Genomic DNA, 23264 nt, shown 5'->3' with positions numbered 1-23264 from the left:
TCTAACATCTCTGCGCAGGCCGGAAGTCAGGCCAAACGGGTCACTGGCAACTAAAGGGAATCATTTTCATTAACGTGTGATTAAGTATGCAGCAATTTAGATCAATTAAGTCCGCGCTTCTGTTCAGGTCATTCTGATGCTGGTTGATAAATTGTCTTTCACGCAATATAAATAAAAAGTGTCGATGTGACACTCTAAATGGAAAATATTCTTTTTAAATAACGCGATCGGATGGCGTAAGCTTTTGATAATAAAACCTTTTTATCTTTATCACTATGAAAAAAATGCTCCTCGTTACACTATTGTTTGCACCAATGCATTACCTGCAGGCCCAGTCGCCAGTTAAACCTAATGTGGTCATCATTCTCACCGACGATATGGGTGTGGGCGATATTGCCTGCTACGGCGGGCAGTTGGTACCTACCCCGAACATCGACCAGATGGCCAGGAACGGCCTGATGTGTACGCAATATTATAGTGCCGCCCCTATTTGCTCGCCTTCCCGGGCAGGATTACTAACGGGTCAGTACCCCGGCCGCTGGAATTTCGCCACCTATCTCGATAACAAAAAACATAACCGGGACGCCGAACAGGCCGACTACCTCGATCCAAAGGCGCCTTCTATCGCCCGGATCTTTAAAAACGCCGGCTATGCAACGGCGCATTTCGGCAAGTGGCATCTTGGTGGCGGAAGGGATGTAAAGGATGCACCGGGTTTTGAACAATATGGGATCGATGAACATAGCAGCACATACGAAAGCCCCGATCCGGATCCGTTACTGACCGCAACCAACTGGATATGGTCAGATAAAGATTCGATCAAACGTTGGGACCGCAGCACGTATTTCGTAGATAAGGCACTGGACTTCCTGCAACGCCACCGCGACCAGCCCTGTTTCATTAATCTTTGGCCGGATGACGTACATACGCCGTGGGTGCCAGATGCGGAGCAGCATCCCTCCAACCGGGAAGAGGAAGCGGCATTGGTCGCCGTTATGAAGGAATACGATATGCAGATCGGGCGCTTCTTATCCGAACTGAAACGACACGGGTTAGACAAAAATACGATCGTCATTTTTACCAGCGATAACGGTCCGCTGCCCTCCTTCCGCGGTAAACGGGCAGCAGGCTTGCGTGGCACCAAGTTGTCGCTTTACGAAGGCGGTACCCGGATGCCTTTCATCGTGAACTGGACGGGCCACGTAAAAGCCGGCAGCGTTGATCACACCTCGCCCATTCACGCCACAGACCTCCTACCCACATTGGCGTCGATGGCCGGAGTATCCTTGCCCAAAAACTATAAAGGCGACGGCATTGACCGCAGCCGTGTACTACTCGGCCAACCCGCTGCCCGCAAGCAGGAAATGTACTGGGAGTATGGCCGCAACACTATTGCGTATCGCTATCCCCGTGCGCAGGACAAAAGCCCGCAACTGGCAGTACGCTCCGGCGACTGGAAATTACTCATGAACCACGATGGCAGCGGGGTGGAGTTATACAATATCGTCAAAGACAAAACGGAAGCGGTGAACCTGGCGGACAAAGAAGCGAAAGTAGTTGGCGCGCTAAAGGAGAAGCTGCTGAAATGGTGGGAGGCGTTGCCGAAACTGAAGACGTCCTAACTCGCAAGGTGGCCGTCACACTGTAATGCCAGGAAGCATTGCCACTGCTGTAACGCGACTATTTTTTTTCGGGGCCACCAACGCTATGAACAATTCAAATTATTTACTACTTTGACCCTTATTCCACGAACTACTCTTAATCGTTAATCCATGAGAACAAACTGCTCTTATGTCCTTGGCATGCTAGGCCTGGCCCTGTTTTCCGCTTGTGAAAAAGTCTGTGACCTCCCGGGGTACCGCAAGCACCCGGTCATCGTTGAGAACACCTTTACCAATCCGCTCATCCCCCGCGGCGCCGATCCCTGGGTAACCCAGAAGAACGGCAAGTATTACTTTACGTATACCCATGGAGGTAAGCTGGTACTGTTTGAGACCAACACCTTATCCGAACTGGCCCTGGCCCCACAACACGACGCGTGGACGCCCGAGCCCAACATGCCTTACTCGAAAAACCTATGGGCACCCGAGCTGCATGAGATCAACAACAAATGGTACATGTACTTCGCAGCCGACAATGGCAGTAATGCCAATCACCGCATGTACGTGGTCGAAAACAGCTCGTCCGACCCGATGCAGGGTGAATGGGTCATGAAAGGCAAAGTAGCCGATTCGACCGACCAGTGGGCCATTGACGGCACCATTCTGCAACACCAGGGACAGATGTACATGTTATGGTCAGGCGGCCTTGCAGGCGCTGCACCACAACATATTTACATTGCGAAGATGAGCAACCCGTGGACCATCTCCGGCCCGAGAGTCGCAATTTCCAGTCCGTCTTACAACTGGGAAATGAACGGCAGCGCGATCAATGAAGGTCCGCAGGTGCTGATCAATCCCTCCGGCCAGGTACTGATCGTGTACTCTGGCAGTGGTTATTGGGTGGATACGTATTGCCTGGGACTACTCACCCTTAAGGTAAACGGCGATCCTATGAATCCGGCAGACTGGACCAAAACCCAGCAGCCTGTCTTTTCTATGAACGCCGAAAGCGGCGCTTATGGTACTGGTCATAACGGCTTCTTTAAATCGCCCGACGGCAAAGAAGACTGGATCATTTATCACGCCCGCAGCGGTCCTGGCGGTGGCAGCCGCAACGCCCGTATCCAAAAGTTCACCTGGAACGCCGACGGATCGCCTAACTTCGGCATCCCTGCCAAGATCGGCTTCCCGGTACAGAAGCCTTCTGGTGAACCTATACGCGAAGTGTACCGTACCGACAACTGGACCATCGCAGGCTACAGCTCCGAAGAACTCGTGAACGACCGCCTGTCGATCCGTTTGATCGATAACAACCCGTCCACCTTCTGGGTTAGTCGCTACTCCACCGCCCCGACCACCTACCCCGATCATTGGGTAACCGTAGACATGCAGGACACCATACCGGTAGACGGTTTCGTGTTCGTACAAAAGAGCGGCGACCGGAAAGTGAAGGACCTGGAGATCCTCGTCGGCAACGATAACCAGACCTGGGAGAGCGTGGGCACTATGCAGTTACTGGATTTGAGTCCGAACAGGCAGTACTACAAACTGCCCGCCCGCAAACAGTTCCGCTACTTCAAACTTGTACCTGTTAACGGCCACGACACCCAGGCACAACCTGGCCTTGCCGAAGCAGGCGCGTTCATTATGGCCGAATAAATTTATACTTTACGGAGACGGCCTGCTTGTCGTCTCCGTATTTTTGTTTTCCTTAGCAATATGGACCTTACCAACACCATCAACAACGCCTGTGCGCATAATTTCGATGCCGCCAGCTGGCTTCGGTTTGTCGATTCCCTGGTGACCGACAACGACCTTGAATACTCATCAAATGAAGAGGACGACGCCTGGATCAATGTGATGAACGATAAAGGTGAGCAGGTATTCTTCTGCGGGCGTTCGATCCCGCTGTTATTCGCAGCAGGCAGGCTGCCGGGTGTGGAGCGCTACCCTCATCCTATGGAGGTCGTGATTGCGAACGATTGGTGGAGTGCGGATTACTCCATTAACCTGGATGCGCTTGCGTGTTTAACCTGGCATACAGATGAAATTGATCCGGCGGCGTTTTCGCTGTTAGATTTTGTGTATGCAACACATTAAGGATGTTTGGCGGGCGATTTGTCTTTATGTTCCAAAAGACATCTATATGAAGACGAACATCCTATCTCCGAAACAACACGCCATCATGGACTACGCCCTTATCGGCGGCATGCTGGTTTTACCTTCTTTGCTGAAGCTGAATAAAAAGGCCCGTTTGCTCTACGCTGCTGAGGCAGCCTTGCTGCTACCTTACGCGATGCTCACCAGGCAGCCACTGGCCGCAAAAGGCCTGATCCCCTACAAAACTCACGGTAAAATTGACCCGGTGAACGTAGCCCAGTTTGCTGCGCAAAGCCTGCTGCCGGCATTCCGTAAAAGCCGGAAAGCCCTGCTGTTCAACCTGGCGTTCACTGCACTGGCAGGACTCACTGTACTATTCACCGATTGGAATGAGGAAGCGTAATAAATTACACAATGGGTAATGTATTGCCTGTTCGCTGAAACCCATTATTTATACAGTGTGTACAGGAATGGATTTTGTCCCTTTGTTGTTACACCAAAACAACATACCATGGCACATCAACAAGAAGAAGAGAAAAAGAAGAAGCCGGTCCAGGCCGAAAATCCGATTCCTGCCGGGTATAAGAAATTACCTGATAACCCGGAGGCTACTGAAGACGCAGTGAGTACGAGAGGTGATTCTGCAAATGGGAAATATTCGAGGACAGATAAGCGAGATGAAGATATTGACAATAATGAAGTGCGGGGCGGTAGCTGATGAAAGCCGGGTGGAGATGCCCGGCTTTTACTGTAATATCATCTACTTCAATATCATGCGTTTTACAGTGTAAACAAAATGTCCGGTGCAAAAACACCAGACATTTTGCGTTAAGAAGCTATAGGCTATTCCCCTACCGGGACCGCCATATCAACCCCGGTAGCCGCAGCCACGCCAAAGTTGGGCGAACCGTCCGTATTCCAGGTAATCTTCTGCATCCTCGGCGAACGTTGACCATTGGTAGTAGCGGCCACACTGCGTGCGTGATAGATGAACCAGTGCTCCTTTTTCGCAACGCCATTAGGATCGGTATAAGCACTGGTGAAAAAGCCGTTGTGCCCTGGTCCGTAAACGGAGTTGGCATCATTGCGGACAAACACCTGCTTCTTGTTGATCCAATCTGCCGCTACCGTAGGATCTCCTCCGGCTTTGAGTTGTATTTGGGCCAGGCAATAGTTGTCACTGGTATAACGGCTGGCGGAATAGATGATAAACACCGGGCTGTTCGCATCGCGCTGCAGCATGATGGGGCCTTCATTTACGCCTGCGCCAATTGAATTGGGTTCGTGTTTTTCCCAGGTATTGGTCGGAGAAGAAATTTTTATTCTTGGTCCGTTGATCGTCCAGGGATTTGACATGGAAGCCAGGTACAAATATTGTTTATACCGGCTGGCAGTGCTCTCCCAACCTGACCATACAAAATAGTTATTGCCGTTTACAGTGAGAATGGTGCCATCAATGGCCCACTGGTCGCTGGAGTCGAAGATCTTTCCTTTAAACGTCCAGGTGCCGGTCATAGGATCGGCATTGGGGTTTTCCAATACGAACATGCGGTGCGAATCGCCGGTGCCGTCGTTCGCAGCGAAATAGATGTACCATTTCCCGGATAAGAAAAATAGTTCGGGCGCCCAGATGTTGGACGAGTAGGCAGTGCCTGCAGGCGGCGTCCAGATCACGGATTCGGGGGCATTTGACAGCAATGACATAGAGGTGGTTTTCCTCAGACCAATGTTATTCCCCCTGGTGTACATGAAGTAATAGTAACCATCTTTTTCTGCAACGAACGGATCGGGCCTGCTGGCATTGATCAGCGGGTTCTGGAAATTGAGGTTGTGAAAGTTGAACAGGTGCTGATTGCCCGTAACGGAATCTATCTGTCGAATCTTCGCACCGGGCGTCGTGCTTTGCGGGTCTAATGCCATCTTCATGCCCGTAGCTTTGTTGGTGAGCGAAAACACATTGTTACTTCCTGAATAAGCAATTGACCAAGCCTGTGAGTCGCTCCCATCGTCGGTCGCCTGCTGCAGAATATCGCCCGAAGTGGCAGATGGGGATTCGAGGCATTTGTCGCTTTTAACGTTTACCAGTTTGTAATAGCTTGCATCTATCTTCACCAGTTTCCATCGCTGCCCGTTGTTAGGAAACCACCACCACTGCTGGATCTTTTGGTTTTCGGCAGTGGAGTTACCGGTAACCTCCACAACGGGGCCGGCTGGTGCAGAAGATGCTACACTGCGGATGCGATAGGTGGCACCATCGATCAACGTACCGAGCGGGGGCGCTGCGCTGATGCGGGCATCATCCATTTTAACCAGTTCCTTTTTGTTGGGTGCTTCTTTTTGACAGGCCATGGCAAATAGGGCCAATACGGCGACAAGTGTTGTGCAGTTTTTGTTTTTCATGAGCGTGTTTATTGCTACAACCCGGGTTTGTTTAACGTGGAAGAATTGTAGCGGGGTTTGGAATTGAGTTAACTGAGATTATAAGATAGATAATTAGTTTGATATTTTATATAGGGCGATAGGGTTCTCCAGGTCAACATCACAACAACAATTAAATTGGCCAGCACAAAACTATTGCCAGCTAAAACGAAAAATGTCCGGTGCATAACACCGGACATTTTCATTTTTTGTAGTCGGGATGGCAAGATTCGAACTTGCGACCTCCTGCTCCCAAAGCAGGCGCGATAACCGGACTACGCTACATCCCGAAACTCATTTTCCCGAACATATTTACACACATTCTGAAAAAAAACGCCTGACCATCGCCAGGCAAATTTCCTGTTACAGTCAATATCGTTTATGCAAAGACTGCCGCTCTAAAAACGCAAAATGTTCCGCGTAAAACGCTGAACATTTTCAGCGGAGGAAGAGGGATTCGAACCCCCGGACCTGTTACAGTCAACAGTTTTCAAGACTGCCGCAATCGACCGCTCTGCCATTCCTCCGGCGCAAAGGTGATAAATCAGAATCAATTTTCAAAAAAAATTTATTCTCTGCAATAAAAATAGATGCAACCGCCCATATAAAAAACTTCTCCTTCCCTCCCCTACTTTTTATATTGATGCCGACTAAAACCATGTTAATGAAACTGGCGCTCTTATTACCACTACTCTTATCTGTGACGGCATCCGCTCAAATCAAAGCAGACCTCAAATCACTGAAAACCGGCACCGGCGCGACGGCCGTGCAACAACAATCACAGCTCGATGTAAGCTGGCCCGCGGGCAACAATCTCACGGGCAAAGTAACGTTCGACCTCGACCCTGCCAAGCCATTGCTGCGCACGGTCACACTCGGCAATCAACCGGTTGCTGCGGGTGTAGATCCTGTCTTCCTGCTCACTGTAGGCCGGCGCGATCTGTTATCGCAGAACGGGTGGAACATCTTTTTCGACAAAGTACCCACACGCCCACACGAAACGTATCCGATCAAACTAAAGAAAAGTTCGGCATCGGTAAAAACGGAAGGTAGCAGAACGATCGTCACCATCGGCCGCCTGTCCGCAGAAACGTTCGAAGGCAACCTGGAAGTCACCTTTTTCCATGGCAGCCCGCTGTTTAACGTAGCCGCTGTACTAACCACCGGTCGCAACGCCAAAGCCATCGTGTTTGATGCAGGATTGGTGAGCAACAGCAACCAATGGCAAAACGTGTCATGGATCAACACCGGCGACAGCCTGAAACAGCAGCCTATCGTGAGCAGTGATACTGCGCAGCACATGGCCGTAAAGTACCGCGCCATTGCAGCCGCGGGCAACAAAGGCGCACTGGCCCTGTTCCCTCCACCCCACCAGTATTTTTATCCACTGGATGAAGCCTTTAACCTGCGATTCACCTGGTTCGGCAGCCAATACCGCAAAATGGCCGAGGGTTACGGCATCGGCATCCGCCAGGAGCTGCAAGGCGACAACCGCTTTGTACCCTGGTTTAATGCGCCTCCCGGCACGAAGCAAAGGCTGAATTTCTTCTGCCTGTTAAGTGACCGAAACGCAAATGCAGCACTGACTGCGGCGAAAACATTCACTCGTAATGACCGCTATGAAAAGCTGCCCGGCTTCAAAACCATGTCGAGCCATTTTCATAATGAATTTGTGATGAATGTGATCATGGCGGGCAAACCTGTTCCTGAAAAGCCTGAGTTTGTGGGCGTTTTCAAACGGATGGGCGTAGACATCGTGCATCTCGCGGAGTTCCATTACACTGCCGATCCAAAGGGGCCGGATGAGAAAAGGCTGCCACAGCTGAAAGCTTTATTCGATCTTTGCGAAAAACAATCTGATAACGAGTTTTTGTTATTACCTGGTGAAGAACCAAACGAGTTCTTTGGCGGTCACTGGCTCGACATCTTCCCCAGACCTGTGTATTGGGTGATGTCGCGCAAGCAGGGCGTACCTTATGTGGAGGAGAAACCTGGTTATGGTAAAGTGTACCACATCGGCAATAAGCAGGAAATGCTGAAGCTCCTCGAAGATGAAAAAGGCCTCGCCTGGACCGCTCACCCGCGCACTAAAGGCTCCGTAAATACGCCCGACATTTACAACCATGAAGCCTTCTTTTTATCCGACCGCTTCATGGGAGCAGCCTGGAAGGCAATGCCCGCCGACCTATCCGAGCCTCGCCTGGGTAAACGTGTACTCGACTTAATGGACGACATGAACAACTGGGGCGTGAAGAAAACCGTGATCTGTGAAGCCGATTTGTTCACCATCACCCCACAAAACGAAATGTACGCGCACATGAACGTAAACTACCTCATGCTGGACCAGCTGCCAAAATACAGCGACAGCTGGATGCCGATCCTGGATGCCATGCAGCACGGCCGCTTCTTCGGCAGCACGGGCGAAGTACTGATACCATCTCTCCGCATCAACGACCGCATTTCCGGCGACAGCCTGTCACTGAAGGCTGACGGCACCGCCGACGTGGTACTTGATCTGAGCTGGACTTTCCCCATGCAATATGTAGATATCATCTCCGGTGACGGCGAAAAAGTATATCATGAAAAGATACAGCTGACCGATACGAAAGCGTTTGGAAAACAAAACTTCCGCTTCAAACCCGCACTGAAAGGCCGGAAATGGGTACGGGTAGAAGCCTGGGACGTGGCCGTAAATGGCGCCTTCAGTCAGACTTTCTACATTAAATAAGCTTACACTACAGGGCTGATCGGTAACACTGGTCAGCCCTATTTACAACGGTGAAATAGCTTAACTTTACATCGGTGGAAATCGTAACCTACATACCGAGTGAGGAATTAAGCCCCTACATCAGGGACTACAAAATCATTGAAAGCCGGCAGGGGACCACCAACAAAGTACTACCCAACACCTCCGCGACACTCGCATTTTGTTTCAGTGGCAACATTTCTTACCTGCATGGGGCCACACTGGATTTCGCTACTTTTTCAGGTATTCAAAAAACGACAAGGCTGATCCAATATGAAGCTGGCACCGCTGCTATCATCGTTACTTTCAGGGAGATCAGTTTACCTGCCTTTTTCAAAATGCCCGTTTTCGAACTTTGTGGAAAAAGTGTTTCGCTGGATCAATTGTTCGCTCCATCAGCGCTTTGCATCCTCCGGGAACAAATGCTGGAAAGCGCTTCCAATACCGGAAGAATCGCTATCCTGGAACGGTTTCTGTTAGCAACACTGCATGAGCAAAGTGCAGATGAAATGGTCGTAGCGGCGATAGACAAAATCAACCGTACAAAAGGAAATATCAGGATAAAAGAGCTGATCAAGGAAATGTATATCAGCCAGGACGCTTTCGAGAAGCGATTCAGAAAGGCTACCGGCGCCTCACCGAAACAGTTTGCGCATATCGTAAAAATGAAATCGGCCATCTCCCTATACACAGCAGTCCCCTCCCTATTAGACCTTGCGTTTGAGCATGGATATTATGATCAACCTCACTTTAACAGAGACTTCAAACGCTTTACCGGTCAAACCCCTACAGACTTCTTCCGGGCTTCCTCCTATTGGTAACTTCAATGATTTTTTACAATGATTTGGCGGCAACATTTGTGAGCTTTGAGTCATGAAAAAATTCCTTATAGCCTGTCTTCTTGGATTAACAGCAACGTTGACACATGCGGCAGCTTCACAGATAAAGTCGAATAATATGGAAAATCAGGATACCACGAACATGGTCTGCTTTATAGACAAATTTATTGTGCCTAAAGCGTCGGTGACGGCGTTTATTAAACAAGTGGAGATTAACCGCCGTTTCATTGCACAACTTCCGGGATACATCAGGGGCGAAGCATTTGAGTCCAGCGACAGCGAAAGTAATGTAACCATCATCACCATTGCTGTTTGGCAAAACCAACAGCTGCTTGACGATGCAAAGTTATCTGTTCAGCAGGAATTTAAAAGACTGGGGTTCGATCCGGTTCCCTTCTATCAACGACTGCAGGTGCAGGTAGAGCGGAAGATTTTTTACCCGCTACGCAGGCCTGCTTGAAATAAAAAAGGGGCCGACAGGTAGTCAGCCCCTTACTAATATTGATGCCGTTACTTTTTAACAGCCGGCCTCAGTGTATTTTTAGTGATCTCGTCGGCAGTAACCTGACCGTCCTGGTTGTAGTCGTCAGATTCCGTGATCTTCAACACGTCTTTCGTCAGCTCGCGGATAATCACCAGGTTTTCATCTTCAGAAGGTTCCTGGTTACCCCACCAATACTGGAATGTATTAGCGCTTGCGTGCCACTTCCAGTTAGCTACATCTGCATCGAGCAGTTGCTTGTTGGCAAAGAACTGGATCATGTACGTTCCGGAAAGCGTTGCCTGGAACGTGATGCTGTCAGGCACATTTTCGTAACCAATTATCTCTCCGTTATCGTCGTAGACAGCATCGCCTTCAAAAGCATCTCCGCCATCTTCTTCTTTTGTGAGATACCAGGTACGGCAGATCAGTTTATTGCGGTCATCCGCTGCGATCTGCGGTGCTTTGTTAGCCGCAACCACAATCTGCTGGTCCTTGTAAGTCAGTTTGAAATTGATCTTACCCTCTGTGAAGGAAATGCCGGAGATCGTACCGAAGTCTTTCAGATCGATGGTGGTGCTATCCTTGGCAGTGAAGGAACCTTTGAAGGTAGCGCCCATAGCATCCACCACCAGGAATGTGCTATCACTCAGGAACTCTACGAAGCTTACAATCGCAGAAGCTTCTTTGCCCTGCGCATTACCACGTTTGCCGAACAAACCTGATTTGGAATCAGCAGCCTTTTTGCCGGTTGGAATAATCACTTCTTCGCCGAACAGCCATTTGCCCTGCACTTTAGTGTACACGTAAGTTGCGCCACCGTCGGGCTTAGGTGTCGGTTTGTCATCTTTTGAACAAGCGGTAAACATTACAGCAGCCGCTACTGCCAGCGCATAAATGGCTTTCATAGGTAAATTGTGTTTATGAATGGGTGAAATAAAAACTTACTTTTCTGCGGGTACAAATCCCCAGGTGCTGGGCGATTGCGAAGACCTGAATGCATTCTTATTAAGCTCCAGCACCTCCACTTTGTCTTTTTCCTCATCAAATTCGAGACTGTTGTCCCAGCAAACGTAATGGTTCGCGAGGGAGGAATGCCATTTCCAGTTAAACACATCTACCGATTTTAATTGCTTCTCTTTGAACATCTGTACCAGGTAAGTACCCGAAGTGGTGAACCGGAATGTGACGCTATCCGGCACGAAACTACCTATAGGATTACCCTCTGCATCGAACAATCCACGTGCTGCCTCGTATAGCTGCCCGCCCGTTCCCTCCCTGGTGAGATGCCAGTTCTTACAGATCAGTGTAGTCGAATCCGTGAGTGCGATCGTTGGCGCCTTCGTTGCAGCGATTGTTATTTCCTTCCCGTTGTACATCAGTATGAAATTCAGCGCTGTATTGCTAAACGTGAGGCTTCGGATCGTTGCGAAGTTTTCCAGCGATATGCTTGCGCCATCCTGAATGGAAAATTTACCTGTAAAGAATTGTCCGCCTGCATCGTAGATATAGAAAGTACTGTCGCTAAGAAATTCGATGAAGCCGTCTTTTGCATCTGCCTTTTTACCGTTTGATTGCGTTTGAAGCGATACACCGTTGAGCGACCATTTACCGAGCACTTTCGTATACAGGCTTTCCTGTGGTGGATTTTCTGACTTTGAACACGCGGCGAAAGCTACCATAGCAGCTATCAGCAGTAGGGAAAGTTGTTTCATAGGTGTATAGGTTTTAGCCGCATGGCATCAACGAGGGAAGCCTTGGGTTTTGCATGGTGGTAATTCCTTGGTTGTTGGGTTTTGTTTCGGGGACAAATATATACAAATTTTAATATAATGCAAGTGTGGGGATATAAACGCAAAATGTCCGGTGCATAACACCGGACATTCTCAGCGCCCCCCAAAACGCAAAATGTCCGGCGCATAACACCGGACATTCCCAGCGGAGGAAGAGGGATTCGAACCCCCGGACCTGTTACAGTCAACATCATTTGTGCAAAGACTGCCGCTCCCCAAAACGCAAAATGTCCGGTGCATAACACCGGACATTCTCAGCGGAGGAAGAGGGATTCGAACCCCCGGACCTGTTACAGTCAACAGTTTTCAAGACTGCCGCAATCGACCGCTCTGCCATTCCTCCGCCGCAAAAGTATAAAACGGATTCAATTTTAAAAAAAATATTTATCCTAAAATAAATCAAACGCGTAAAACCCGCCATAGCAAAGGAATACAGGGAAATATTTTTTCATCACACCTCGTCACGACTAATCCATTTGCCCGTAACAGGCGGCACGTAGGCCGACATCAGGCTTAACAGCTCCTCCACATTTTCACTCACTAATAACATATCGCGATTGGCTGCTTTCAACAATCCTTCCGTAGTCATATGATCTAACAAACCAATAAGATGATCGTAGAAACCAGCGGTATTCAACAGGCCGATGGGCTTTTGATGCAGGCCGAGTTGCCCCCAGGTTAATATCTCGAACAACTCTTCGAGTGTACCAAAACCACCAGGTAATGCGATCACTCCGTCACACAGATCGTTCATTTTTGTTTTTCGTGCATGCATACTTTCAACGATGATCAGCTCTGTTAAACCGGTATGAGCAATCTCTTTGCTGCGCAAAAAATCGGGGATTACGCCGATCACCTCCCCTCCTGCTTCCAGGGCACCATCGGCTACGGCACCCATCAGTCCTACCTTTGCGCCGCCGTACACAAGGCCTGTGCCACGTGATGCCAATGTATGTCCTACGGAACGGGCAGCTTGCATATATACTTCCTTAAAACCCGGGCTGGACGCGCAAAACACAGTGATCCTTTTCATCTTAGTTAGTTTGTCCCAAAGATAGGAAAGCCGGGATAAGAATACCCCGGCTATATAGTTAACCTACAACTGTTACACTATTAACAATCCGCTATACGTCAGTACTGCGGATGGTTAGCGACTTTTATTATTTCCAGCCGCCACCGAGTGCGCGGTAAAGTTCTACCGTAGCTGCCAGCTGCCTGCGTTTCACGTCTGCCTGGTTCAATTCCGCCTGCAGGGTGTTGCCCTGCGCAGTAATCACTTCCAGGTAATTCGCGAGACCGCTCTGGAACAGCATGCGGGCCTGGGATACAGACTTGTTGGTGGTCTGCACCTGGGCATCGGCGATGCGCTGTTGTTCTTTCAATTTATCGGCACTTACCAGGGCGTCGCTCACTTCACGCACGGCGTTTACCACCGACTGCCTGAAGCTGATCACCGCCTGTTCGCGCTGCACCTTAGCCACTTCGTACTGGGTTTTCAGCTGTCTTTGCTGGAAGATGGGCTGGGCAATGTTGCCTGCCACGGTACCGAACAAAGAACTTGGTACGCTGAACCAATCACTGGCCTTAAGGGCATTGAGGCCACCGCTGGCCGTGATGCTCAGCTTCGGGTACATGCTCGCCTGGGCCACGCCTACGTTCGCATTGGCCGCCTGTAACGCCAGCTCCGTCGCTTTTACGTCGGGCCTGTTGGCGGTTACGCTGGCAGGAATGCCGGTGTACAAACTATCCCACAACTGCACCTGCTCCAGCGAAGCGCTACGGGCAATTACGCCGCCAGGCAGTTCGCCAGCCAGCATGTGTAAGGCATTCTCCTGGATGGTGATGGCCTGTTGCAACTGGGGCACCAAAGATTCGGCAGACTGCTTCTGCGAGATGGCCTGCTGTACGGCCAGTTCTGTTACTTGCCCGGCGGTTTTCTGCATGCTGATCATCCTTACGATGGTATCGCTGAGCGCTACGTTGCGGTTGGCCACTCGCAGCTGCGCATCCAGCATTAAGAGGTTAAAATAACCGCTGGCAACACTGGCTACCAGGCCGGTTTGTACGGCTTTAGCACCCTCGTACGATTGCAGATAGGTGGCCAGTGCGGCTTCTTTTTGCCTTCTCAAACGGCCCCACACATCTATCTCCCAGCTTAAACCCACGCCCAATGTGAAATCTTCGATGTGGGTGGTTTTAAGGAAGTTCTCCAGGCTCACGCCGTTCAGGCTGTTCTTGGAGGGGATCGATGTATTTGCCGTGGCATTAAGGCCCACCGAGGGGAAGAACGCGGCTTTCGACTGCTTCAGGTAAGCCTGGGCTTCGTCGATGCGGGTGAGTGCGATCTGCAGATCGAAGTTGCCTTTTACAGTAGCTTCGAGTAATTGCTGCAGGGCCGGGTCCTGGAAGAATTGTTTCCAGGCGGCGTTACCGATGGTGGTATCTGTTGCCGGCTGCTGCGCAAAAGTTGCCGGCAGCGCCACTTCCGGCCGCTGGTAGTTGCGACCTACGGTACAGGCGGATAGTCCCGCTGCCAGCAATATCAAATGAATATACTTTGTCATTTTGCGTTTCGTTTAAACATTTTGGAGGTTCGTCGGCACGGGTTTCTTTCCACTCACTTTCTCCTGTAAATACTGGAAGATGATATACAATACCGGGATGATAAACAGTCCCAGGATAACGCCCGACAACATACCGCCGGCCGCACCGATACTGATGCTCTGGTTACCTTTCGCGGAGGCCCCGGTGGCACGCATCAAAGGGATCAAACCCACGATGAAGGCGAGCGAGGTCATGATGATCGGCCGCAGACGTAACTGCGCTGCCTGTAACGCTGCGTTCAGCAGTCCCATCCCCTGGCGGCGCCTTTGTACGGCATACTCCACGATCAGGATGGCGTTCTTGGCCAGCAAACCTATCAGCATGATCAAACCTACCTGCACATAAATGTTGTTCTCAATACCAGCCATGCGGATAAAGGCAAACACGCCGAAGATACCGGTAGGAATGGTAAGGATCACAGAGAATGGCAGGATGTAGCTCTCATACTGCGCTGCCAGCAGGAAGTATACGAACACAAGACACAGCAGGAAGATCACGGTCGCTTGTCCGCCCGCATCAATTTCCCCTTTGGTCATACCCACCCACTCATGGGTGTAACCACGTGGCAGATATTGCGCTGCTACTTCGTTCACGGCTTTGATCGCATCACCGGTACTGTAGCCTGGTTTGGGCTGACCGTTGATCGTAACGGCGTTAAACAGGTTGTTACGGGTTACGGTTTCCGGACCATATACTTTCTTCAGCGTTACCAGTGCGTTTGCAGGCACCATTTCACCGAGATTGTTCTTTACAAAGATGTTATCCATCGAAGAAGGTTCGGCGCGGTACATCACGTCGGCCTGCATGATTACGCGGTAGTATTTACCAAAGCGGTTGAAGTCAGAAGCAAAGGTGCTACCGTAATACACCTGTAAGGTGGAGAGCAATTCGCTCACGGACACGCCTAATTGTTTTGCCTTCTGCTCGTCAACTTCCACGGAGTATTGCGGGTTGCCGGTATTGAAAGTGGTAAAGGCAAACGCGATCTCCGGACGTTTCATCAGTTCCCCAATGAAGCCGTAGGCGGTTTCGCCCAGTTTACCCAGTTCACCAGCGGTACGGTCCTGCAGGATCACTTCAAAACCATCTACGTTACTGAAACCTGGTACGGTAGGCATGGTGAACAGGAAGATGCTTGCTTTGCTCACTTTCGCCAATTCCCCGTTCATGTGTGCGAGAATAGCGTCCATATCTTTAATATCGCCACGCTCGGCATGCGGTTTCATTTTCGCAAAACCTACTGCGTAGGCAGAGCTGTTCGAGTTGGTGAGCAGGTTCAGGCCGGCCACGCTCAGGTTCAGGTAAACACCCTGCTTTTTCTGCACGATGCTATCCACCTGGTGAATCACTTCTTTCGTACGGTCCAGGGAAGAGCCGGGAGGCATGTTCACGGCGTATACGAAGAAGCTTTGGTCTTCAGATGGTATAAAACCAGTAGGTGTATTCTTCACCATCCAGGCGGTAGCCAGGGTAATGAGTACGAGGCCGGAAATAGCGATCCATTTCCTTCTCACCAGGAATTGCACACTGCGCATGTATTTCGCGGTCATCGCGTTAAAGGCGGCGTTAAAGTATTTGAAGAAACGGGCGCCGAATCCTTGCGTTACCAGGTGTACTTTGCCGTTCTTCGCATGGGTTTTACCTTCTTCTTCGTGATGCGGGTTCTTGAGGAACAGTGCACACAGGGCAGGGCTCAGCGTCAATGCGTTCAGGGCCGAGATCAGGATCGCGATGGCCAGGGTGAAGGCGAACTGGCGGTAGAACACGCCCACGGGGCCTTGCATAAAGCCTACCGGCAGGAACACCGCAGACATTACGAGGGTGATGGATATGATCGCACCGGATATTTCACTCATCGATTCGATCGTCGCATCTTTCGCACTCATATTAACGCGCTCCATCTTCGAGTGCACGGCCTCCACCACCACGATCGCATCATCCACCACGATACCAATAGCCAGTACGAGTGCGAAGAGGGTAAGCAGGTTGATCGAGAAGCCAAACACCTGCATAAAAAAGAACGTACCGATAATCGCCACAGGCACGGCTATCGCCGGGATGAGCGTGGAACGGAAGTCTTGCAGGAAGATGAACACTACGATAAACACGAGGATGAAAGCCTCTACCAGGGTGTGTTTTACCTGGTCGATAGACTGATCGAGGTATTCTTTGGTAGAATAGATGATCGCCTGCTCCACACCGTTAGGCAGCTGCGTTTTCGCTTTCTCCATCAGGCGCTGTATCTCGGTCTGGATGTCGTTTGCATTTGAGCCTGCGGTCTGGAAGATCGCGATACCAATACCTTCTTTCTGGTTGATGTGGGTTTGCGTACCGTAGCTGAATGAGCCCAGTTCCACACGCGCCACATCTTTCAGGCGTAGCACCGATCCGTCGGCATTCGCTTTCAGGATGATGTTTTCGTATTGATCGTTCTTATTGAGTTTTCCTTTGTATTTGATGATGTACTCGAAGGACTCACCACTGCTCTCACCGAAACGGCCAGGCGCAGCTTCCAGGTTCTGATCGCGGATGGCGGCCAATACTTCCTGGGGCGACATGCTGTTGGCAGATAACCTATCAGGGTTCAGCCAGATGCGCATGGAGTAATCTTTACCACCAAACACCTGCACCTGTCCTACACCGGGCACACGTTGCAGCTCAGGAATGATGTTGATCTTGGCGTAGTTCTGCAAAAACGTTTCGTCGTAGCTGCTGTCTTTCGCCATCAGGTTCACCACCATGATCATACTGTTCTGCTGCTTCTGCGTGGATATACCCGCCTGTACCACCTCGATGGGCATCAGGTTGGTCGCCTTCGCGACGCGGTTCTGCACGTTTACCGCAGCCAGGTCGGGATCGGTGCCCAGCTTAAAGTATACGTTGAGCGACATGGTGCCGTCATTATTGGAAGTGGAGGTCATGTAAGTCATGTTCTCCACCCCGTTTACCGCTTCTTCCAGCGGGGTAGCCACGGAGCGGGCCACTACTTCGGCGTTTGCACCGGGGTACAGGGCCGTAACTGCCACGCTGGGCGGGGCAATATCCGGGAACTGCGCCACGGGCAGTGATATGAGAGACAGGGTGCCGAGTAGTACCAGGATGATGGATACTACTGTCGCAAGCACTGGCCGTTCTATGAATTTTCTTAACATTTTGGCAATAGTTTTTAAGGCTGGCGACTGTGATAGCCGTCAGTGTAAGGCAAATAGTGATAACCCGGTTTGCTTAAAGCGGTTTGGACTTCAGCAGGCTATCTAATTGTACAGGTTGTGGCGTGATGACAGCACCATCGCGCAGGCGGCCCAATCCGCTGAACACGATACGCTCGCCATCTTTCAGGCTGTTATTGACGAAGTAGTAACCAGTGGTTTTACCTGCGATAGATAAAGGTTTGCTCACAACCTTGTTGCTGTCGCCCACGGCGAACACAAACACTTTATCCTGCAGTTCAAACGTCGCTTCCTGTGGTACTACTACAGTAGACGGAAACTCCTGCGGAATACGCACCTTGCCGGTAGAACCGGAGCGCAGTAAACCCTGCTCGTTCGGGAAAGCCGCACGGAAGCTGATCGCGCCCATGGTTTTATCGAACTGGCCTTCCACTGTCTCGATCTTACCTTTCGCGGTATATACCGAACCGTCGGCCAGCACGAGTTCTACCGGCGGCAGGTGTTTAATTTTTTCAGCAATGGTTTCGCCGGCGATATCGTTTTTGAAGTGCAGGAAATCTACTTCGCTCATAGAGAAGTACGCATATACTTCTTTCACATCGGAGATCACAGTCAGGGCTTGTGTTTCTCCTCTGCCCACCAGGCTGCCGATCTTCAATGGTATACGACCAATATAACCGCTTACAGGAGCGGAAATCAGCGTATAACCTACATTGATACCTGCATTACCTACGCTGCTCTGTGCCTGCGCCACTGCGGCTTTGGCGGCAGAATAGGCTGCCTGAGCGGTTTTAAGCTGCACGTCACTTACCACGTTGTTTTCTACCAGCGGTGTAAGGCGGTCAACTTCCAACTTCGCTTTTTCCAGGTTCGCTTTAGAGGCTTCCAGGTTCGCTTTGGCGTTGCTGTATTGTTCCTGGTACGGACGATCGTTGATGCGGAATAAAGGTTGTCCCTGTTTCACATAGGCGCCTTCATCTACAAAGATCTTGTCAAGATAGCCGTCTACCTGTGGGCGGATCTCCACGTTCACCTTGCCTTCGATGGCCGAGGTATATTCGCGGAAACTGCTGGCTGGCATGGCTTTCAGCTGTACTACCGGTAGGGCCGGCGCTTCGGTTCCTGCGGGAGTTTCTGCTGCTGAGGACGTGCCGCAGCTATATGCTATGATCGTAAGTGCTACGGCGATAAGTGCTGCAGACAACTTAGGTGTGTGTTTAAAAGTTACAAATGGTTTCATTAATTAGGCTTTAAGCGATTAGACAATTCCATGCGAGCCACAGACAGTCATGTGCGCACAAAGCCGAATGCCGGCTGTGGCAGTACTGTTCGGTATCTCACAACATGGATCAAGATAAAAAATACAAGAGAGGGCATGCCCGCATTTTGGGCGGCGGCGCATGCTCACGGCATCCGTTTCAATAAAAAGTATGTAGACTCTTCCTGAGAGAGAAATATTGTTAAAGTGAAACGAGTGCTGCTAAAATTACATGAGCTTCATCAGTCGTTGAGTTTATGCGTAAATACAATGCAAAGTAAACATGAATTGACGTAATCGTCATTTACATTATTGGGGGATTAATTGTACTTTTCACGGATTTGCTTTTGAAAGAACACTGGTGTGAGACCTGTATGCTTTTTAAAGAACCGGTTAAAGTACGCATCATCTTCAAAAGATAGTTCGTACGCGATCTCCTTAACCGAGTGGTGACGCAGGTACAGCAAGCGTTTCGCCTCCATAATACGCTTTTCATCGATCAGGTTTTTCGCATTTCGCCCAAACACGGCCTTTACCGAATCATTCAGGTGGCCGGCGGTGATATACAGCATTTCGGCGTAGTCAGACACTTGTACTTTATCACGGAAGTGTTTATCGACCAGCATTTTAAATTGCAGTACAATACCCTGGGGTTGCGTTTCTTCATTTTTGAGATGCACGGGTTCGGGGGCCACAATACGGCCGCAGGCGATAATGAGGGCGCTAAGCAGGTTACGGAGTACGGCATCCTTACGGGGCCGGTTCTGCCGGAACTCATTGATTAACATGCGACAATACGACAATACTTCCTTCAGCTGCTCCTCGTCCATCTTGATCACTGCCGAGCGGAACATACAGCTCCAGCAGTTTAAAAGACACTGGGTTTCGGTCATCAGGAAGTCGGGCTTAAAATATATATGAATTAACTCACAACCTTCTCCAAAGATCTGCTGGTGTATCTGACCCCTTTCCAGCATCGTGATGGCCGGTCCGGTCACCATCTGTCGGTCAAAGTCCACGTACTGCTCCATCTCCCCGCTAATGAGAATGGAGATGCAGAAACCGTCATGGCGGAACGGCACCTCTCCTGCGATATTCGCGAGCGCTTCACCGCTTAAACGTTTGATATAGAAGTCGGTATCAGCCTTGCATACGGCTAATTTATCTTTCACCAGCAGCTTCTGCTCCTTTCTTTCTTCGATCGCTACGTTTTGCATGGATTGTACTTTTTAAGACACAGGGCCGGATTTACCGGCCCTGTAAAAATACAATTTATTTTGCTTCCGCCTTTTCTTTTGGCTTTTCTTTTACTACCACCAGATCATTTAGCTTCACATTTATCGGGATCTTGCCTAGCTGCACGATCGCTCTTTTGTCTCTGATCTCGATTAGTTTGCCTACCTGTCCGTTGCTGATAATCTTCACCTGGTCGCCCAGTTTTGCGGCACCACCAATTTCCTGGAAACGGTCCTGCACTTTTTTCTCCATCTTCTCATTAATGGCCTTTTCCTTCTTTTTAAAGAGCAGGGCTTCGGCCTGTTTAACGACTTTCTGTTTATCGTCGGTGCGTTTCCATTCGATCACGATCTGCTTCATCTTACGCTCCATATCCTTCAGATAATTGATCTCATCTTCCCGGATCTTATTTTGCAATTTGAGCAGCGTTACTTGTTGATGTTTTCGTTCTTTATCGGCCAGGGTCTCGTATTCCCGCTTCAGTCGCTCGTTTTCGCGCAGCAGTTTTTGTAGTTCCTTTTCCTTGGCTTCTACCTTCTGCAGGTCTTGTTCAGCCTTATTCAGCAGTTTATCCAGGCGGAAATGGTCTTCGTCTACCAGCTTACGCGCGCGTTCGATCAACGGCTTAGGCAAACCAATGCGTTGTGCGATGGCGAAGGTGTACGAGCTGCCCGGCTTTCCTACCAGCAGTTTATACAGCGGCAACAAGGTTTCTTCATCAAAGCCCATCGCGGCGTTCATGATGCCTTTTACCTTGTTGGCCATCACTTTCAGGTTGAGGTAGTGCGTGGTTACAATGCCGAAAGCATGTTTACGCGCCAGTTCCTCCATGATCACTTCGGCGAAAGCGCCGCCCAGGTTGGGGTCGGAGCCGGAACCCAATTCGTCGATGAAGAACAGTGTTTTACCGTTCGCCTCCTCCATGAAGTGTTTCATGTTTTTGAGGTGAGAGCTGTAAGTACTCAGTTCAAACTCGATGGACTGCGTATCGCCGATGTGGATCATCAGTTGTTTAAAGATGCCTATCTGCGAAGTGGGATGTACCGGTATGAGCAGGCCCGCCTGCAGCATCAGCTGTATCAGTCCCACCGTTTTTAAAGTCACCGTTTTACCGCCCGCGTTAGGTCCGCTGATTACCAGGATGTGGTGATTTTTATCGAGCGTTACGCTGATTGGCACCGTGGGCTTACTGTTCCTGCGGTTATACAACAACAATAGCGGGTGATAAGCTTCTACCAGGTGCAGCTGCGCGTGGGGTACGAGCATCGGGAAGTTACCGTTGATATCCAGCGCCAGGCGTGCCTTTGCGCGGATAAAATCGAACGTTCCGAGGATGTTATGATAACCTTCGAGCAGCACGGAGTGTTTAGACACGGCCGCGGTGAGGGTACGGAGGATTTTATATATCTCCTTGTTCTCTTCCCGCTCCAGCGCAAACACGTCGTTATTCAGCTCGATGGTTTCTTCCGGCTCCAGGAAGGCGGTGCGACGGGTATCGCTTTCGCCATGCAGGATGCCTTTCACCATACGTTTATTCTCGGCAAAGATGGCCACTACCCTACGCCCGTTGAGGAAAGCCTCCTCAATATCGGCCAGGTAGCCCAATTTCGTGAGCTTTTGCAGGATGCGGTCAAAGGCGCGGCGCACCTCGTTGCGTTTGCGGTACAGCGACATACGGATTTTGGCCAGCTCGGGGGTAGCGTTATCTCGTACCTGCCCGTTCTCGTCCAGCACCTCGTCGATAAGCGCCGTGATTTTCTTCTCGTAATACGTGTCTTTGATCACCTCGAACAGCGCGCTGTAAGTCACCCTGCGGTCGTGGTCGAAGAAACGTACGATGCTGTGCATACTTTCGGCCAGTTTACGCAGCAGCATAAACTGATCGCCCGTAAGCACCGCGCCCTGTATGTTCAGGAGCCTGAGTTCACTCTTCAGATTAAGGATGTAATCGTTCGGAAAGTGCTCCTGCAGTAATAATAATTGTTTGTATTCGTGTGCCTGTTGAAGTGCGGCCTTAACGTAATCTATATGGGTATGTAACCTTAAATCGCCGGCCATTTGCTTGCCCAGCTCCGTTTTACAATGTTCTTCCAACAAATTCCGGATCTTGTCGAACTCCAGTTGCACCAGCGCCGAATCTGGAAAATATTTCAATTTTTCTGTCTGTTTAAATCTTGATAATTAAGTCTTTTGCGGCCGGGTTACGGGCGCACCATCCGACCGGGGCCGCCAAAAAGAATGTTAAAGTTACTTAACTTCCCCATCTAAACCACCATATTCCCCGTAATTTGAGTAAACAGCGGGTTAAATTATTGTATAGTAACTTTGAAAAAGCCCGCGGGATTTAAGGAGGGAAGACACATGAAAAAGTATCTATTGCTGGGTTGCCTGTTCGCATTATCGCTGGCAGCCTGCGCGCAAAAGAAAGACAAAAAAGTAAAAGTTCCGGCAGATATGGAAGTGAAAGACACAGACTCCACCGCCATCGCCACTTTCGGCGGCGGCTGCTTCTGGTGTACAGAAGCGCAGTTTCAATACCTCGATGGCGTGTTAAAGGTTGAATCCGGCTACATGGGCGGCGAGGTGGCTAATCCCACCTACGAACAGGTGTGCACGGGTACTACCGGCCATGCGGAAGTGATCCGCGTAACGTACGATCCGCGTAAGATCGATTACCCGACGCTGTTACAGGCATTTTGGGTGAGCCACGATCCCACCACGCTGAACCGCCAGGGTAATGACGTAGGTACGCAGTACCGCTCCGTGATCTTTTACCATAATGAGGCCCAGCTGAAGGATGCCGAGCATTACAAGAAGGAACTGGCCGCCTCCGGCGCGTACAAGGACCCGATCGTAACGGAAATCGCCAAAGAAGGACCGTTCTATAAGGCGGAAAATTACCACCAGGACTACTACAGTCAAAACGGATCGCAGCCTTACTGTTATTATGTGATTCGCCCGAAGCTGGACAAATTCAAAAAAGTGTTTGAGAAGAAACTGAAACCATAAAAAAAGCCG

At 50.2% G+C, this 23264-nt stretch carries 18 protein-coding genes and 3 tRNA genes; 9 read left to right on the top strand and 12 right to left on the bottom strand.

Features of this window, described 5'->3' with window-relative positions:
• Nucleotides 1-275: 275 nt before the first annotated feature.
• The 5 genes from MKQ68_RS04430 (at nt 276) to MKQ68_RS04410 (ending at nt 4419) form a co-directional block, all read left to right on the top strand.
• On the top strand, nt 276-1622 hold the full coding sequence (locus MKQ68_RS04430) for a sulfatase-like hydrolase/transferase (protein ID WP_264282248.1): 1347 nt from the start codon (nt 276-278) through the stop codon (nt 1620-1622).
• Between the two features lie 150 nt (nt 1623-1772).
• The gene (locus MKQ68_RS04425; RefSeq protein WP_264282247.1) at nt 1773-3260 is read left to right on the top strand and encodes a family 43 glycosylhydrolase; all 1488 of its coding nucleotides are present in this window, start codon (nt 1773-1775) and stop codon (nt 3258-3260) included.
• A gap of 60 nt (nt 3261-3320) precedes the next feature.
• Entirely contained in the window at nt 3321-3701 is a 381-nt protein-coding gene (locus MKQ68_RS04420) for a hypothetical protein (protein WP_244841421.1), read from the top strand.
• A 46-nt stretch (nt 3702-3747) separates the two neighbouring features.
• Nucleotides 3748-4104, top strand: a complete 357-nt coding sequence (locus tag MKQ68_RS04415; RefSeq protein WP_244841422.1) for a hypothetical protein — start codon at nt 3748-3750, stop codon at nt 4102-4104.
• 108 nt (nt 4105-4212) lie between these two features.
• Nucleotides 4213-4419: a hypothetical protein gene (locus MKQ68_RS04410; protein WP_264282246.1), complete on the top strand. Its 207-nt coding sequence runs from the start codon at nt 4213-4215 to the stop codon at nt 4417-4419.
• Nucleotides 4420-4544: 125 nt separating this feature from the next.
• Here MKQ68_RS04410 and MKQ68_RS04405 read toward each other — a convergent pair whose 3' ends face one another.
• From MKQ68_RS04405 to MKQ68_RS04395, 3 genes are all read right to left on the bottom strand, one after another.
• Nucleotides 4545-6101, bottom strand: coding sequence for a family 43 glycosylhydrolase (locus MKQ68_RS04405; RefSeq protein WP_264282245.1), 1557 nt, complete (start codon nt 6099-6101; stop codon nt 4545-4547).
• 233 nt (nt 6102-6334) lie between these two features.
• Nucleotides 6335-6409: transfer RNA gene (locus MKQ68_RS04400), tRNA-Pro, on the bottom strand.
• A gap of 152 nt (nt 6410-6561) precedes the next feature.
• Nucleotides 6562-6646, bottom strand: a tRNA-Ser gene (locus MKQ68_RS04395).
• Between the two features lie 137 nt (nt 6647-6783).
• Between MKQ68_RS04395 and MKQ68_RS04390 the strand changes: the two genes are divergently transcribed.
• From MKQ68_RS04390 to MKQ68_RS04380, 3 genes are all read left to right on the top strand, one after another.
• A complete protein-coding gene (locus MKQ68_RS04390) occupies nt 6784-8847 on the top strand; it encodes a CehA/McbA family metallohydrolase domain-containing protein (protein WP_264282244.1) in 2064 nt (687 codons plus the stop codon).
• Nucleotides 8848-8921: 74 nt separating this feature from the next.
• On the top strand, nt 8922-9686 hold the full coding sequence (locus tag MKQ68_RS04385; protein ID WP_264282243.1) for a helix-turn-helix domain-containing protein: 765 nt from the start codon (nt 8922-8924) through the stop codon (nt 9684-9686).
• A 136-nt stretch (nt 9687-9822) separates the two neighbouring features.
• The gene (locus MKQ68_RS04380) at nt 9823-10164 is read left to right on the top strand and encodes a hypothetical protein (protein WP_244841428.1); all 342 of its coding nucleotides are present in this window, start codon (nt 9823-9825) and stop codon (nt 10162-10164) included.
• A 50-nt stretch (nt 10165-10214) separates the two neighbouring features.
• Here the strand turns inward: MKQ68_RS04380 and MKQ68_RS04375 are convergent, their stop codons facing one another.
• The 9 genes from MKQ68_RS04375 to MKQ68_RS04335 form a co-directional block, all read right to left on the bottom strand.
• The gene (locus MKQ68_RS04375; protein WP_244841429.1) at nt 10215-11093 is read right to left on the bottom strand and encodes a hypothetical protein; all 879 of its coding nucleotides are present in this window, start codon (nt 11091-11093) and stop codon (nt 10215-10217) included.
• 36 nt (nt 11094-11129) lie between these two features.
• Nucleotides 11130-11900, bottom strand: coding sequence for a hypothetical protein (locus MKQ68_RS04370; RefSeq protein WP_244841430.1), 771 nt, complete (start codon nt 11898-11900; stop codon nt 11130-11132).
• Between the two features lie 336 nt (nt 11901-12236).
• Nucleotides 12237-12321: transfer RNA gene (locus tag MKQ68_RS04365), tRNA-Ser, on the bottom strand.
• A gap of 108 nt (nt 12322-12429) precedes the next feature.
• Entirely contained in the window at nt 12430-13011 is a 582-nt protein-coding gene (locus MKQ68_RS04360) for an LOG family protein (RefSeq protein ID WP_264282242.1), read from the bottom strand.
• Between the two features lie 127 nt (nt 13012-13138).
• The gene (locus tag MKQ68_RS04355) at nt 13139-14542 is read right to left on the bottom strand and encodes an efflux transporter outer membrane subunit (RefSeq protein ID WP_264282241.1); all 1404 of its coding nucleotides are present in this window, start codon (nt 14540-14542) and stop codon (nt 13139-13141) included.
• Nucleotides 14543-14554: 12 nt separating this feature from the next.
• Nucleotides 14555-17734 (bottom strand): efflux RND transporter permease subunit, encoded by a 3180-nt coding sequence (locus MKQ68_RS04350; RefSeq protein ID WP_264282240.1) that lies wholly within the window; start codon nt 17732-17734, stop codon nt 14555-14557.
• Nucleotides 17735-17807: 73 nt separating this feature from the next.
• Entirely contained in the window at nt 17808-18992 is a 1185-nt protein-coding gene (locus MKQ68_RS04345) for an efflux RND transporter periplasmic adaptor subunit (RefSeq protein ID WP_264282239.1), read from the bottom strand.
• A gap of 338 nt (nt 18993-19330) precedes the next feature.
• Nucleotides 19331-20227 carry an AraC family transcriptional regulator gene (locus MKQ68_RS04340; RefSeq protein ID WP_264282238.1) on the bottom strand — a complete coding sequence of 299 codons (897 nt, stop codon included), beginning with the start codon at nt 20225-20227 and terminating at the stop codon, nt 19331-19333.
• A 55-nt stretch (nt 20228-20282) separates the two neighbouring features.
• Entirely contained in the window at nt 20283-22400 is a 2118-nt protein-coding gene (locus MKQ68_RS04335) for an endonuclease MutS2 (protein ID WP_264282237.1), read from the bottom strand.
• Nucleotides 22401-22607: 207 nt separating this feature from the next.
• On the opposite strand from MKQ68_RS04335, the gene msrA reads away from it, so the two are divergent.
• Nucleotides 22608-23255, top strand: a complete 648-nt coding sequence (gene msrA / locus MKQ68_RS04330) for a peptide-methionine (S)-S-oxide reductase MsrA (protein ID WP_264282236.1) — start codon at nt 22608-22610, stop codon at nt 23253-23255.
• The last annotated feature ends 9 nt before the right edge of the window (nt 23256-23264 follow it).

Origin of the sequence: Chitinophaga horti, from assembly GCF_022867795.2 — a bacterium.
Taxonomy (GTDB): Bacteria; Bacteroidota; Bacteroidia; order Chitinophagales; family Chitinophagaceae; genus Chitinophaga; species Chitinophaga horti.
Note: the sequence above shows the minus strand (reverse complement) of the source record. Positions and strands in the feature narration are given on the sequence as shown.